The organism is Desulfolutivibrio sulfodismutans DSM 3696, from assembly GCF_013376455.1.
Taxonomy (GTDB): Bacteria; Desulfobacterota; Desulfovibrionia; order Desulfovibrionales; family Desulfovibrionaceae; genus Desulfolutivibrio; species Desulfolutivibrio sulfodismutans.
In genome coordinates this window covers 2,969,044-2,981,946 of record NZ_CP045504.1, presented here as the reverse complement: position 1 = coordinate 2,981,946, position 12,903 = coordinate 2,969,044, and the positions used below count along the sequence as shown (strand labels likewise).

The following is a 12,903-nucleotide window of genomic DNA, read 5'->3' as shown; positions in this document are numbered from 1 at the left end:
GGAATGGGTGCCTGCCGCGCCGCTCAGGCTGAAAACGTCATGCCGATATGCTTCAAGGATGCGATGATTCGCCCCGGATGTAAAGGACCGGGAGCGCGGCCTGGAGACGTTACCGCGGCGGCTGGGCAACGCTTGGATCCAGAATCGTCAGTCCATGGAAATAATCGCGATAGAACCCCCTGTCCCGGGTGATGAGCCTGTGGGCATGTCTGCGGGCGTGCGCACCGATAAGGAGGTCGGCAACGACGTGACGTGGTATTGCGGCATTTTGCGCGTCACGCCGCGTACACAGCGTTTTCCAGGCCATGCCCGCCTCATGCAGCGCGACATGGTCGGATGGGACGTAGGCGATGGTTCCGGCTTCGAGAAATCCACGAAGCGCCGCTAACGTAGGGAAATGAGCGGAAAGTTCGGCAAAGACCATTTCGCCGACGAGTAACGAACCTTCCTTTGCGGCTGATTCCAGACATTCCAGGGATGCGAGGGCAAACCGCGAATTCGGGATGAGCACGTCGAGCAAGACGTTGGTGTCAATCGCCGAGTTGATCGATCCCACCACGCATCTCCGTCACAAGGGCATCAGGCTCCCGGCCTTCGAGATGTCCAAGGAATCCGAGATAGTCACGCAGATTCGCCTTGGAGCGAAAGATTTTTTCCACGAAGATCGTTTCTCCGCTCACGCGGAACCGAACGCCGTCACCCGGGCGCAAACGCAGTTTGCGGCGGACAACGAGCGGCAACGTGACTTGCCCGTCCTGTGTCATGCGAGACATGGCGGTTCCTTGAGGAAGGCTTCCTCATGTTTTTTTCCATCTAATGCGCACGAGCGGGCAAGGCAAGTCATCCTGCGGCCTCGCGTATCCACTCCGCCAGAGGCGCCTCCACCAGATGGCGGATCTCGGCCAGCCGGGCCGGGGTCTCGGCCTCGAAGCGCAAAACCAGGGCGGGCTGGGTATTGGAGGCCCGCAGCAGGGCCCAGCCGTCGGGAAAAACCAGCCGCACCCCGTCCACGTCGACGATCTCGGCCGTGCCCTGGAAATGGGCCATGGCCCGCGCGACCACGGCGAACTTCACCGCGTCCGGGCAGTCCACGCGAAGCTCCGGGGTGCTGGCCGTCTCCGGCCAGTCGGCCAGCATCTCCGACACCGGCCCGGCCGAGCGGCTGACGATCCCGGCCAGGCGCAGGGCCGCATAGGTAGCGTCGTCAAAGCCGTAATAGCGATCCGCAAAAAAAAGGTGCCCGCTCATCTCCCCGGCCAGAAGCGCCCCTGTGCGCCGCATGGCGTCCTTCATGAGCGAATGCCCGGCCGCCCCCATCACGGCCGCGCCGCCGTGGGCCGCAATGTCCTTGTACAGCAGATGGCTGCACTTGACTTCGCCGATGACCGTGGCCCCGGGATGTTCGGCCAGCACCTCCCGGGCGAAAAGCGCCAGGAGCCGGTCCCCGAAAAGAAGCTCCCCCTTTTCGTCCACCACCCCCAGCCGGTCGCCGTCCCCGTCCAGGCCCACGCCGAAATCCGCGCCCGTCTGGCGAACCTTCGCCGCCAACTGGCGCGTGTTTTTCTCCACCACCGGATCGGGATGGTGGTTGGGAAACGTCCCGTCGGGTTCGCAAAAAAGCGGCGTGACCACCGCCCCGGCCCGGCGCAGGGCGGCGACGGCGAGCGGCCCAGCCGCGCCGTTGCCGCCGTCCACGACCACCGACACCGGCCGGGCCAGCCTGATGTCCCGGGTGACGCGCTCCAGGTAGGCGGGCGCGATGTCGTGCTCCGACAAAAGGCCCCGGCCGGTTGCGAAATCCCCGGCGGCCATGATCCGGAAGATGGCGGCGATCTCATCCGTGTGGATGGTCCCCTCCCCGGCCCAGATCTTGAAACCGTTGAACTGCGGCGGATTGTGGCTGGCCGTGACCATGACCCCGGCGTGTTTTCCAAGCTGTTTTATTGCGTAATACAAAACAGGTGTCGGAACCATATGCAAAACAATGACATCAACGCCAGCGGAAAGTAATCCGGAGGCAAGGCGGGCCTCGTATTCCGGCGAGCTCTCCCGGCAGTCGCGGCCGACCACGGCGCACGAAAGCCCCTTGCGGCGGAAAGAGGTTCCCACGGCCTGCCCCAGGCGCGAAACCCACTGGGGGTCGAAATCCTCGCCCACCACGCCGCGAATGTCGTAGGCCCGAAAAACCCCCGCATGGATGTCCTTCACGACGCCTCCCTCACCCTTTTTTGAAACCAATCTCCCGAAATAAAAGAAAATCGAACTCTCCTTGACCTAACCCGAGTTCTTCCCTATCCAAAGATGCATGAATTGGGATTGGGAAAAGCTCCAGGAGCAAAAACGTCGGCAAGGGCCCCCGCCTCCGGACTTCGGTCGTATCGGAGACGAATTCAAACGCCTTGTGGATTTTAAAAGCCGCATTCCCGGCGGGCCCAAGATCATCGCCCTGGCCGTGGCCGTCTTGTGGCTGGCCAGCGGCATCTACATCGTGGAGCCCGACGAGACAGGCGTGGTGCAGCGCTTCGGGGCCTATGCCTATTCCACGGGGCCTGGGCCGCATTATCATTTACCCTACCCCATCGAGACCGTCCAGACGCCCAAGGTCTCCCAGGTGCGGCGCATCGAGGTCGGTTTCCGCACCGTGGGCAACCGCGAGGGGCAGGGACAGCAGTTCCGCGACGTTCCCGAGGAATCGCTCATGCTCACGGGCGACGAGAACATCGTGGACGTGCAGTTCATCGTCCAATATCAGATCAGCGACCCCATCAACTACCTGTTCCGCCTGGACCGCCCCGACGAGACCCTCAAAAACGCCGCCGAGGCGGCCATGCGCGAGGTCATCGGCAACGACAAGATCGACTCCGCCCTGACCGACGGCAAGGTGGAGATCCAGATCGCCTCCATGGCCCTTTTGCAACGCATGATGGACAAATACGAAAGCGGCATCGACGTGGTGGCCGTACAGCTCCAGGACGTGCATCCCCCGCGCGACGTCATCGACGCCTTCAAGGACGTGGCCAGCGCCCGGGAGGACCGGGTCCGGCTGGTCAACGAGGCCGAGGCCTACCGAAACGACATCCTGCCCAAGGCCCGGGGCCAGGCCGCCGCCATGGAAAACCAAGCCCTGGCCTACAAGGACCAATCCGTGCGCAAGGCCAAGGGCGAGGCCTCCCGTTTCGCCGCCCTGGCCGCCGAATACGCCAAGGCCCCGGACGTGACCCGGGAACGCCTGTACCTGGAGAACATGGAGGCGATCCTGAAAAATCCGGCCCTGGACAAGATCATCCTTTCCGACGAGGCCCTCAAGCAGGCCGTGCCGTATCTGCCCCTGGAGCCGGGGTCGCGCCGCGCGCCGCGTTCCGAGGCCGAGGCCGGGAAAACCGTGCGCCAGGAGGGAGGGAACTGATATGGGCAAAACCTCCATCATCCTGATCGTCGTGGCCGTGGTCGCGGTTGTGGGCATAAGCCAAAGCATGTTTGTCGTGGACGAGACCGAGCGGGCCATTGTGCTGCAACTGGGCAAACCCGTGGGCGACACCAAGGAACCGGGACTGCATTTCAAGCTGCCCTTCGTGCAAAACGCGCTTTTTTTCGATGCGCGCATCCTCGATTACGGCACCAAGGCCGCCGAGATCCTGACCAAGGACAAAAAGACCATGGTCGTGGACAACTATTCCCGGTGGCGGATCACGGATCCGCTCCAGTTCTACCGCACTCTGCGCACCCAGCAACGGGCCCAGGCCCGGCTTGAAGACATCATCTACGCCGAACTGCGCGTGGTGCTCGGACGGTTCACGCTGCACGAGCTGGTCTCGGAAAAGCGCCCGGAGATCATGGCCCTGGTCACGGCCAAGACCAACGAGCTGCTGTCCCCCTACGGCCTGGAGGTGGTGGACGTGCGCATCAAACGCACGGACCTGCCGCCCCAGAACGAGCAGGCCATCTTCAACCGGATGCGCTCCGAGCGCATCCGCGAGGCCAAGCTGTACCGCTCCGAAGGCCAGGAGGAGATGGACAAGATCAAGTCCGCCGCCGACCGGGAGCGTACGGTGATCGTGGCCGAGGCCCAGCGCAAGGCCGACGTGCTGCGCGGCGAGGGCGACGCCGAGGCCGCCGGGATCTTTGCCGATGCCCTCAAGGGCGCCCCGGCGTTTTATTCCTTTGTGCGCAGCCTGGAGGCCTATCGGGCCGCGACAGCGGAAAACACCCGGATGATCCTGACCCCGTCGGGAGAGTTTCTCAAATACATGCGCTGAGTCCGGGGCCCGGTTCCTTTCGTCTCGCCGGGACCGGGCCGCTGCGCCGACCGACGCGCTCCCCATGGCCCCGGTCGGCCTTGAAAACATAAACAAAAATTCACATGGCCGGGGTTGCCAAAGCCCCGGAATCCGTTTAGGCCCAGCGGGAGAGTGCGGTGAGAAGGATTCTCACGCCACCCGCGCCGCGTTACACCTCGGCCTCCTGCGGCGAAACGGCTCACAACAAGGAGAAGGCAGGATGAGTTACTCCCTGAAGTTCTTCCTTTTCGCGGGACTTTTCGCCGCGTTGTGCGTCAAAGGCGGCGAATGGAGCGTGGGGGGAGAGTCGACGATCCGGGAATTATTGGGCCGGGATTCGGCCCATGCCGCCCAATCCTTCGACCCCAAGCCCCTCAAGCCCCGGGAAGAGGAATTCCGGGGGATCAGCCCCGTGCCGGATTTGGCGGCGCGGCTTCCCCTGCCCAAGCGGACGGAAAGGTCCGTATCGGACACCCGATTCGGCACGGCTCGCTTCTAGGGACGCCCCGAAGGCGCCCTCCTCGAAAATGGCCCGCCCGGGCCAAGGGATTTGTATCCCCAACAAAGCGGCATCACGGCCGCTTTTTTTGCGTCCAGGCGTCTGCCGCCTCGGCCAGACGGGCCGCGAGATAGGGCAGGACCTCCGGGTCCGGCGCCTCGATGTCGAAGCAGCGGGCGTCTTCGTTTAAAAGGCCCCGGGGCACGGACTGGCCGAGTTCTTCCGGATCGCTCACCTCGTCATCGTAGAAGCACACGGACAAAAAACGCCCCTGGGGGTCTTCCACCACGTCGGCCAGGGCGAACAGGGGCCGGGGTCCGGCCTGCGGCCCGGGGAACGAGGCCCGCAGGCTGGTGGTGATCCCCTGGCGCACCACCAGCTCCAAGGCCGCGCCGCACCCGGCCATGGCCGTGGCCAAGGCCGCGAACAGGGGTTTGACCCGGCGCGGGTCATGGGTCCAGGCGTCCAGGTAGGCGAAAATGTCGGAGTTCATGGCCTGGCTCCAAGGGTTGCGGCCTGGCCGGGGGTCAGGGCCTCCCGGGCCACCAGCACCCGGATGGCGGCGGTGTCCTTCATATGCCCGGCCTGGAAGGCGGCCTTGTGGCCCGCGCCGCAAAAAAGATCCACATGATGCCCCTTCATGCAGCCCGTGTCCTGGGCCAGAAGCAACCCGGTAAAGCGCTCGGGGGCCGATCCCTCGGGAAAGCCGGGCAGCATGGCGTCCACGGCCAAAAGCGCGCCGTAGGGTAGAAACGACGGGTCCGTGGCCGCGCTGACGTACGGGGTCAGCACCACGCCCATGCCGCCCACGGGGCCCTTTTCGGCCAGCTTGAAAAAGATGTAGCTGGGATTTTTGGACAGCACCTCCTGGACCTTGTCCGGATGCTCCTCAAAGAAGCGGCGGATGCGCTGCATGCTTTTTTCTTCCTCGGCGATGTCCCCGCGCTCCACCAACACCCGGCCCACGGCCACGTATTTGTGGCCGTTGGAGCCGCCGTAGACCACGTTTTTCGTGGATCCGTCGGGCAGAAGCAGCCGACCCGAGCCCTGCACCTGGAGGAAAAAGACGTCGATCAGGCTCTTGGCCCAGGCCAGTTCATAGCCTTTGCCCCGAAGCGCGCCTTCGAAGTCGATGGCCGCCCGGGAAGGCTTTCGCCCCTTTCCGGGGCTGCTGTAGAGGGGATGGGGATAGTTCGGATGCGGGGTCAGCGAGGCCTCCAGCCAGGGTTCGTAGTAGCCGGTCAAAAGGGCCTGCTCGTCGGCGGTGACCCAGGCGAAATGCTCGGCCAGCCGGGTCGGATCCCGGTCCAGCTCGGGCAGAAGCGAGTCCAGACGCTCCAGGGTGGTCTTGAGCTGGCCGTAGGTCAGGGCCACGTCGCCCACGACCATGGCCGTGCCAGATTCGGGCTTTCCGGCCAGATGGGTCAGGCTGGCCCGGATGGCCGGGCGCATGGATTCGTAGGAGGCGATGGACTGGGTGGCCGGAGACAGCCGGACATGCCAGGGCCGCTGATCGTCGGACGGCGCGGGCGCTGGAACGGCGGCCGTGCGCGGGACGTCAGGGGGCGTGTCCGCAGGCTGGACCGGCGAGGTTGGCGAACAGGCGGCCAAGGCCGCCATCAGACACAGCCCGGCGACGAAATATCTCATGGGGGGTTCCTTTTTTCGGGCAGACTATCCACGGGGCAGGGGAAAGGCAATCGGGCCGGGGCGGCGCGTCCCGGTCACAGACGGGCGGCCAAAAGGGCCTCCATGTCGTCTGCGGGCATCGGCCGGGCGAAGAGATAGCCCTGGCAGTATTCGCACCCGAGCCGGAACAGGGTTTCCCGCTGGCGGGGATGCTCCACACCCTCGGCCACCACGCGCATGCCCAGGTTGTGGGCCAGATCCACGATGGTCTTGACGATCTCCAGATGGCGCGGGCCATGGTCCATCATGCGCACGAAGCCCAGGTCGATTTTCAGGATGTCCACGGGCAGGCGGCTTAAATGGCTCATGCTGGAATACCCCGTGCCGAAATCGTCCAGGGACAGGCGCACCCCCTGAGCCGTCAACTCTCCCAAAAAGGCCAGGCTCGCCCCCCCGACCTGCATGACGGCGGTCTCGGTGACCTCCAGACGCAACCGATCCGGCGGCAGGACGAAGGTCTCCAGGGCGTGCCGCACCACGGAGGCCAGGTCCGAGCGCAACAGATCCTTGGCCGAGACGTTGACGGCCATGTACAGGTCCGCCGCCGCAGGCAGCCGGGACCGCCAGCCAGCCAGGGTGCGGCAGGCCAGGGTCAGGGCCAGGCTGGTCAATTCCCGGATTTTCCCCGTCTCCTCGGCAATGGGGATGAACTCCGAGGGGGAGATGAGGCCGCGCTCGGGATGCCGCCAGCGCATGAGCGCCTCAAGGCCCCGGATGCGATCCTTCCCGCCGTCCGCCCCCAGTTCCACGATAGGCTGGAAGACCAGGAAAAATTCGCCGCTGGCCAGCCCATGGTCCATGTCCCGCTCCAGGGTCATGCGGGTCACGGCATGCCGGAACAGGCGTTCGGTGAAGACCTTGAACCGGTTGCGGCCTTTGGCCTTGGCCCAGTGCATGGCCAGGTCGGCGTTGCGGATGACCTCCTGGGCGTCGGCCCGAAGCCCTGCCCACAGTTCGGCCCCGATGCTGGCCGTGACCTGGATGGCCCGCCCCTCCCAGATGATGGGCTCGCAGATGGCCTGCCGGATGCGTTTGATGGCCTGCACCGGAAACCGCCCCGATTCCAGCTCCTCCAGGACCACCAGGAACTCGTCGCCGCCGAGCCGGGCCACGGTGTCGGCCTCGCGCACGCAGTTTTTGATGCGGTTGCCGATCTGGATGATCACCTGGTCGCCGAAGAGATGCCCCAGGCTGTCGTTGATGACCTTGAAGCGGTCCAGATCGATAAAAAGCACGGCAAACTTGGACTCTTCATGCCGCTTGGCCCGGGCCACGGCCCGTTCAATGCGTTCCAGGCACAGGGTCCGGTTGGCCAACCCGGTGAGGGCGTCGTGCAGGGCCATGTGCCGCAGGCGGCCCTCCATCTCCTTGCGGGCCGTTATGTCCGAGTGGGTGCCCACCACGCGCAGGGCGTTCCCCTGCCTGTCGCGCTCCACCACCTTTCCTTTGGACAAAATCCAGCGCCAGTCCCCGGAACCGTCGCGCATGCGAAATTCGAATTCGTACTTTTCCTTGTGGCGGCCAAGGTGCTCCACCTCCAGGCGCTTGACCAGCTCCACGTCGTGGGGATGAATCAGGCCCATCCAGCCTTCGACAGTGGAGGCGACGGCCTCGGGTTCAAACCCGAGCATGCGGTAATATCCGGGGCTGAAATAGACCTCTCCAGAGGCCACGTTCCAGTCCCACAACCCCTCGTTGGCGGCCTCCAGGGCCAACTTGAGGCGACTCTCCGAGATCTTGAGGGCCTGCTCGGCCTCAAGCAGGGAACGCACCGTGTTGCCCAACTCCTCCACATGAGCCCGGGCTTCCTGATAGAGGGTGGCGTTTTGCAGGCCGGTGAACAGAATGGCCGCCAGGGACTCAAGAAGCGGGCCATGCACCTGGAAATCGCGGGGTGTTATCGACCCCAGGGCGATGACCCCCCGCACCTCCCCGAAAAGCCGCAAGGGCAGGACCGCTGCGGACCGGATGCCCGCGCGTTTGCACTCCGGCCGGGAGCACAGGGGATCGGCGTCGATATCGCCGGAGTACAGGGCCATGCCGTTGGCCGCAGCCGACCCGCACAGGCAGTGGTCCACCACATGGTCGCTGAAGGCCTTGATGTCGAAATCGGGATCGTGCGATTTGTGGGCCCGCAGGATCAGACGTCCCCCTTCCTTGAGAAAAAAAAGGATCATATCCGTCTGGATGGCCCGTTCGATGGACTCCACGATATTTTTTATGGCCGCGTCCACGGTGGATGACGAGGCCAGGCGGAAACCGACCTCGTTGAGGAGCGTCAATTCGCTCACCCGCTGGTTGAGCTCCTCCTGCATGCGGGTGCGCTGGGTGACGTCGCGGGCCATGAGCATGCCGTAGAGCCGCCCATTGACCGTCTGCCGGGACAGGGAGATCTCGAAGACCGCGCCATCGGCGGCGATCATCTCGGCCAGATGCAGGGCCTCGCGCCCTGGAACCGCATCCTTGGCCACGACCTTCTCAAGCATGGGGAAAAAAACCAGGGCGCTTTCGCCGACCACCTCGTCCCGCGACTTCCCGAGCAGGCGCAGGGCGGCGGCGTTGGCCTCCAGGATGGACAACCTCTCCCAGGCCATAAGCAGGACGGCGTCCGGGGCCTGATCCAGCAGGAGGCTGGTCCGTTCCAACTCTCCCAGGCGTTTTTTGAGCTCCGGATAAAAACTTTTGCGCGAGGACCGCTCGCCAAGCCCGATCAGTTCGTCGCGGAGGGTCAGGGGGGCATCCCCCTCAAAGCGCTTGTTCATAGATGGCCGCAATGTCCGAAACGCCCAAGGACCGTGGGTTTGTGGCCAGGCAGGGGTCGGCGGCAGCCGCCCGGGCCAGTTCGGGAAGATGCGCCCGGGTGACGCCGAGTTCGCCCAGGGACACCACCGCCCCCAGCCGGGCCTTGAAGCCGCGCAGGGCCGACACCACCAGCTCCCGGGCCTCGTCCGCCGGGGCGTCCCCGGGGATGGCCGCCCCCATGGCCCGCCCCAGGGCCATGTACCGCCCCGGGGCGGACGAAAAATTCGCAGCAACCACATGGTCGAGCAGGATGGCGTTGCACAGACCGTGGGGCAGGTCCAAAAGCCCGCCCAGGGCATGGGCCATGGCGTGAACTGCGCCCAGGATGGCGTTGGAGAAGGCCAGCCCGGCGTACATGCTGCCGAGCATCATGCGCTCCCGGGCCAGGAGGTCGCCGGGACAGTCCCGGACGCGCTCCAGGTTTGCCGCCGCCAGGCGCACGGCCTCCAGGGCCAGGTGGTCGGCCAGGGGCTGGTGGGCGTTGGAGACGTAGGCCTCCATGGCGTGGGTCAGGGCGTCGAGCCCGGTGTTCACGGTCAGCCCGGGGTCCATGGTGACGGTGGCGGCCGGGTCCACCAGGGCCACGTCCGGAACCACGGCCTTGGACACGATGGCGATCTTGACCCCGCGCGCGGTGTCCAGAATGATGGCGAACTGTGAGACGTCGGCCGAACTCCCGGCCGTGGTGGGTACGCACAAAAGGGGCGGGCTCGGCGCGTCCACCCGGTCCACGCCCTCGAATTCCAGCACATGGCGGCCGGATTCGGCCACCAGCCCGATGCCCTTGGCGCAGTCCATGGGGCTTCCGCCGCCCACGGCCACAATGCCGTCGCAGCCGCGCTCCCGATAAAACGCCGCCCCCCGCATGACCTCATGGTCCCGGGGATTGGGGGTCACCTGGTCGAAAACCTCGACGGCCACCCCGGCCTGGGCCAAGCTGTCCCTGGCCTTTCCGGCCCACCCGGCGGCCGCCACCCCGGGGTCGGTGACCAGAAGCGCCCGCTCCATGCCCAGGTTCGCGGCAAAGCGTCCGGCCCTGGCCAGACAGCCCGGCCCGAACACGATCTCCGGGGCCACGAATTTCCATTCCCTCGACAACGCATGTTCCGGCATGGACGCTTTCCCCTCAAAGATGGCCGAGACCTCTGGCGCAATCACGATAATGTATTATCTTGCATAGCCTCATGCAGCGGGAACATCAATACCACGCGAATTTTCCACTGGTGCGGCCATGGGTTCCTTGACCACACGGTTCGCCTTCCGTAAGGGCTTTGGCCGGAACCACAACATGCGCACCTCCACCACCTCCGCGACCGGCCCCCGCGCCGTCGGTTTCGCTTCCATCTGGCGTCTGGCCTGGCCCCAGATCCTGACCATGTTCCTGTATTTCCTCATCGGACTTGCAGACGTGTATGTCGCCGGGCTTCTCGGGCGCGAGGTGCAGGCCTCCATGGGAATGCTCACCCAGGCCATGTTCTTTTTCATGGTCCTGGCCACGGCCGTGGCCAACGGCGCCGTGGCCGCCGTAAGCCAATCCCTGGGCGCCGGGCGTACGGCCCGGGCCATGCGCTACGTGGGGCTGTCGCTTCTGGCCGGAGGGACCATGTCCCTGGCGATCCTCGTTTTCGGGCTGGCCACCCGCGACCTGTTCGTCTCGCTGCTGCGCGTGCCCGCCGCCATGCACGAACCTTTCGGCTACATCCTGGACGTTTTCCTGCTGCTTTTGCCCATCCACTACCTCTTCATCATCAGCAACGCCGTGTTTCGGGCCAAAAAGCAGGTCATGGCCCCCCTGGTGGGCTGGGGGCTGGCGGCGGTAGTCAATGTGATCGGGGATTTCGGCCTGGGACTCGGGCTGTGGGGCCTGCCGGACATGGGCTACAAGGGACTGGCCATCAGCACGTTTGTTTCGCTGTGCGCCGGATTGGCCTTCAACCTGCTGCTGCTTCGGCGCGAGGGTTTTTTGTCCCTGTCGGCGATCCCCCCCTGGCGCTGGATGCGGCGGGGGTTTCCCTATCTGTTCAAGGTGGCCTGGCCCTCGGGGCTCATGCAGATCGTCTGGCACTCGGGATACCTGGTGCTTTACGGCATCACCGCCTCCCTGCCCGTGGGCAGCGTGGAGGCCCTGGCCGGAATGGCCGTAGGGGTGCGCATCGAATCGATTCTGTTTCTGCCGCCCATGGCCTTCAATTTCACGGCCGGAATCCTGGTCGGCCACTCCCTGGGTGCGGACAGGCCGGATGAGGCCAAACGAACGGGCTACCGGGTGGCCCTTTTGGGCACGCTTTTGGCCGTGCTCCTCGGGGCGGCCCTGTGGCCCGTTCTGGACCAGGCCGCCGGGATTTTGACGCAAGAGGAGGAGGTCCGACTCCAGGCCGCCTCCTACCTTCGGTACAACATCCTGGCCATTCCCTTCACGGTTTCCGGCCTTATCCTCATCGGGGCGCTGGCCGGGGCCGGGGCCACCCTGTACAATATGGCCGTCACCGGTCCCTCCATCTGGCTGGTGCGGCTGCCCCTGGCGCTTGTCCTGGGGCACATGGTCCTGGGGCGGGCGGAAGGGGTCTGGATGGCCATGCTGGCCTCCCAGGCCATACAGGCCACGGCCATGCTGTACGTTTATCAATTCAAGGATTGGCGGCGCTTCGCCATGCCCCGGACACGCCCCGGGGCCGTCGCGGGGACGAAACCGACGCCGCCGTGAACCGTGAGCGCGGCGCCCTTCTGGCGCACCGCGAAAGGACGATCCGACATGCTGACTTACGAGCCCGTCTGCCTGACGGGGCGCGAGGAATACCTCAAACGGTGGGCGCTTTGCCCCATGAAGACCTCGGACTACAGCTTCGGCAACATCTGGGGCTGGGCCGAGGAATACGGGCTGGAATGGGCTTTCAGCGCCACCCATGTCTGGATTCGCCAGACCCTGCCCACTCTTGTGCACTGGGCGCCGATCGGACCGTGGAACAGCCCGGACTGGGCGAACTGCCCGGTTCTGGCCGGGGGCATGGAGCTGACCCGGGTGCCCGAAGGGCTGGCCGAACTCTGGAAGGAGGCCATGCCCGGCCGGGTGCGGCTCACCGAGGCCCGGGACCACTGGGACTACGTCTATTCCGTGCCGGAACTGGTGGAGCTTCGGGGCAACCGGTTCCACAAAAAGAAAAATCTTCTCAACCAGTTTTTGCGCGCCTACCAACACGACTTTTCCGACCTGACCCCGGACTGCGTGGAGGCCACCCTGGACATGCAGCGCCAGTGGTGCACCTGGCGCGACTGCGAGGATCCCGGCACCCTTTTGGCCGAAAACCGGGCCATCACCCGGGTGCTCCAGAACTGGGACCGCCTGGGCGGCGGCCTGTTCGGCGGAGTGCTGCGGGTGGAGGGAGAGGTTGTGGCCTACACCGTGGCCGAGGCCCTGTCCGACGACATGCTGGTCATCCATTTCGAAAAGGGTCGGCCGGAATTCAAGGGCGTCTATCAGGCCGTCAACCAGATGTTTCTGGCTGATCGCGGCCACGGCTTCGCCTTTGTCAACCGGGAGCAGGATCTGGGCGACGAGGGCTTGCGCAAGGCCAAGATGTCGTACAATCCCGTGACGTTTTTAAAGAAATTTGCCGTGGCCGTCAGCCCGGCCTGACC

The 12,903-nt window shown here is 65.1% G+C and carries 12 protein-coding genes; 5 read left to right on the top strand and 7 right to left on the bottom strand.

Annotated features, from left to right (window positions below):
* Positions 1-109: 109 nt before the first annotated feature.
* The 3 genes from GD606_RS13590 to GD606_RS13580 all read right to left on the bottom strand — a co-directional run bounded on the left by GD606_RS13590 (position 110) and on the right by GD606_RS13580 (position 2,208).
* On the bottom strand, positions 110-559 hold the full coding sequence (locus GD606_RS13590; protein WP_163301199.1) for a type II toxin-antitoxin system VapC family toxin: 450 nt from the start codon (positions 557-559) through the stop codon (positions 110-112).
* Complete coding sequence (locus GD606_RS13585) at positions 531-773, bottom strand: AbrB/MazE/SpoVT family DNA-binding domain-containing protein (RefSeq protein WP_163301198.1); 243 nt, start codon at positions 771-773, stop codon at positions 531-533. The genes GD606_RS13590 and GD606_RS13585 overlap by 29 nt, the downstream gene beginning before the upstream one ends.
* A gap of 67 nt (positions 774-840) precedes the next feature.
* Positions 841-2,208, bottom strand: a complete 1,368-nt coding sequence (locus GD606_RS13580; protein WP_163301197.1) for a phosphomannomutase/phosphoglucomutase — start codon at positions 2,206-2,208, stop codon at positions 841-843.
* 97 nt (positions 2,209-2,305) lie between these two features.
* Here GD606_RS13580 and hflK point away from each other — a divergent pair, with 97 nt between their 5' ends.
* The 3 genes from hflK (at position 2,306) to GD606_RS13565 (ending at position 4,776) form a co-directional block, all read left to right on the top strand.
* Positions 2,306-3,406 carry an FtsH protease activity modulator HflK gene (hflK, locus tag GD606_RS13575; RefSeq protein ID WP_163301196.1) on the top strand — a complete coding sequence of 367 codons (1,101 nt, stop codon included), beginning with the start codon at positions 2,306-2,308 and terminating at the stop codon, positions 3,404-3,406.
* Position 3,407: 1 nt separating this feature from the next.
* The gene (gene hflC / locus GD606_RS13570) at positions 3,408-4,256 is read left to right on the top strand and encodes a protease modulator HflC (RefSeq protein ID WP_163301195.1); all 849 of its coding nucleotides are present in this window, start codon (positions 3,408-3,410) and stop codon (positions 4,254-4,256) included.
* Between the two features lie 241 nt (positions 4,257-4,497).
* Positions 4,498-4,776: a hypothetical protein gene (locus tag GD606_RS13565; protein WP_163301194.1), complete on the top strand. Its 279-nt coding sequence runs from the start codon at positions 4,498-4,500 to the stop codon at positions 4,774-4,776.
* Positions 4,777-4,849: 73 nt separating this feature from the next.
* On the opposite strand, the gene GD606_RS13560 is transcribed toward GD606_RS13565, so the two are convergent.
* From GD606_RS13560 to ercA, 4 genes are all read right to left on the bottom strand, one after another.
* The gene (locus GD606_RS13560; protein ID WP_163301193.1) at positions 4,850-5,269 is read right to left on the bottom strand and encodes a hypothetical protein; all 420 of its coding nucleotides are present in this window, start codon (positions 5,267-5,269) and stop codon (positions 4,850-4,852) included.
* Entirely contained in the window at positions 5,266-6,426 is a 1,161-nt protein-coding gene (locus GD606_RS13555; RefSeq protein WP_163301192.1) for an MltA domain-containing protein, read from the bottom strand. The genes GD606_RS13560 and GD606_RS13555 overlap by 4 nt, the downstream gene beginning before the upstream one ends.
* A gap of 74 nt (positions 6,427-6,500) precedes the next feature.
* Positions 6,501-9,227 (bottom strand): EAL domain-containing protein, encoded by a 2,727-nt coding sequence (locus GD606_RS13550; protein WP_163301191.1) that lies wholly within the window; start codon positions 9,225-9,227, stop codon positions 6,501-6,503.
* Positions 9,211-10,380, bottom strand: a complete 1,170-nt coding sequence (ercA, locus tag GD606_RS13545; protein WP_163301190.1) for an alcohol dehydrogenase-like regulatory protein ErcA — start codon at positions 10,378-10,380, stop codon at positions 9,211-9,213. The genes GD606_RS13550 and ercA overlap by 17 nt, the downstream gene beginning before the upstream one ends.
* Positions 10,381-10,555: 175 nt before the next feature.
* On the opposite strand from ercA, the gene GD606_RS13540 reads away from it, so the two are divergent.
* Both GD606_RS13540 and GD606_RS13535 read left to right on the top strand, forming a co-directional pair.
* Positions 10,556-11,971 (top strand): MATE family efflux transporter, encoded by a 1,416-nt coding sequence (locus tag GD606_RS13540; RefSeq protein ID WP_163301207.1) that lies wholly within the window; start codon positions 10,556-10,558, stop codon positions 11,969-11,971.
* 48 nt (positions 11,972-12,019) lie between these two features.
* Positions 12,020-12,901, top strand: coding sequence for a DUF2156 domain-containing protein (locus GD606_RS13535; protein WP_163301189.1), 882 nt, complete (start codon positions 12,020-12,022; stop codon positions 12,899-12,901).
* Positions 12,902-12,903 lie beyond the last annotated feature (2 nt).

Excerpts from the sequence above, each read along its gene's own strand:
- GD606_RS13560 (WP_163301193.1), bottom strand. The coding sequence starts at position 5,269 with ATGAACTCCGACATTTTCGCCTACCTGGACGCCTGGACCCATGACCCG.
- hflC (WP_163301195.1), top strand. The coding sequence starts at position 3,408 with ATGGGCAAAACCTCCATCATCCTGATCGTCGTGGCCGTGGTCGCGGTT.
- hflK (WP_163301196.1), top strand. The coding sequence starts at position 2,306 with ATGAATTGGGATTGGGAAAAGCTCCAGGAGCAAAAACGTCGGCAAGGG.
- ercA (WP_163301190.1), bottom strand. The coding sequence starts at position 10,380 with ATGCCGGAACATGCGTTGTCGAGGGAATGGAAATTCGTGGCCCCGGAG.
- GD606_RS13585 (WP_163301198.1), bottom strand. The coding sequence starts at position 773 with ATGTCTCGCATGACACAGGACGGGCAAGTCACGTTGCCGCTCGTTGTC.
- GD606_RS13535 (WP_163301189.1), top strand. The coding sequence starts at position 12,020 with ATGCTGACTTACGAGCCCGTCTGCCTGACGGGGCGCGAGGAATACCTC.
- GD606_RS13540 (WP_163301207.1), top strand. The coding sequence starts at position 10,556 with ATGCGCACCTCCACCACCTCCGCGACCGGCCCCCGCGCCGTCGGTTTC.
- GD606_RS13555 (WP_163301192.1), bottom strand. The coding sequence starts at position 6,426 with ATGAGATATTTCGTCGCCGGGCTGTGTCTGATGGCGGCCTTGGCCGCC.
- GD606_RS13550 (WP_163301191.1), bottom strand. The coding sequence starts at position 9,227 with ATGAACAAGCGCTTTGAGGGGGATGCCCCCCTGACCCTCCGCGACGAA.
- GD606_RS13565 (WP_163301194.1), top strand. The coding sequence starts at position 4,498 with ATGAGTTACTCCCTGAAGTTCTTCCTTTTCGCGGGACTTTTCGCCGCG.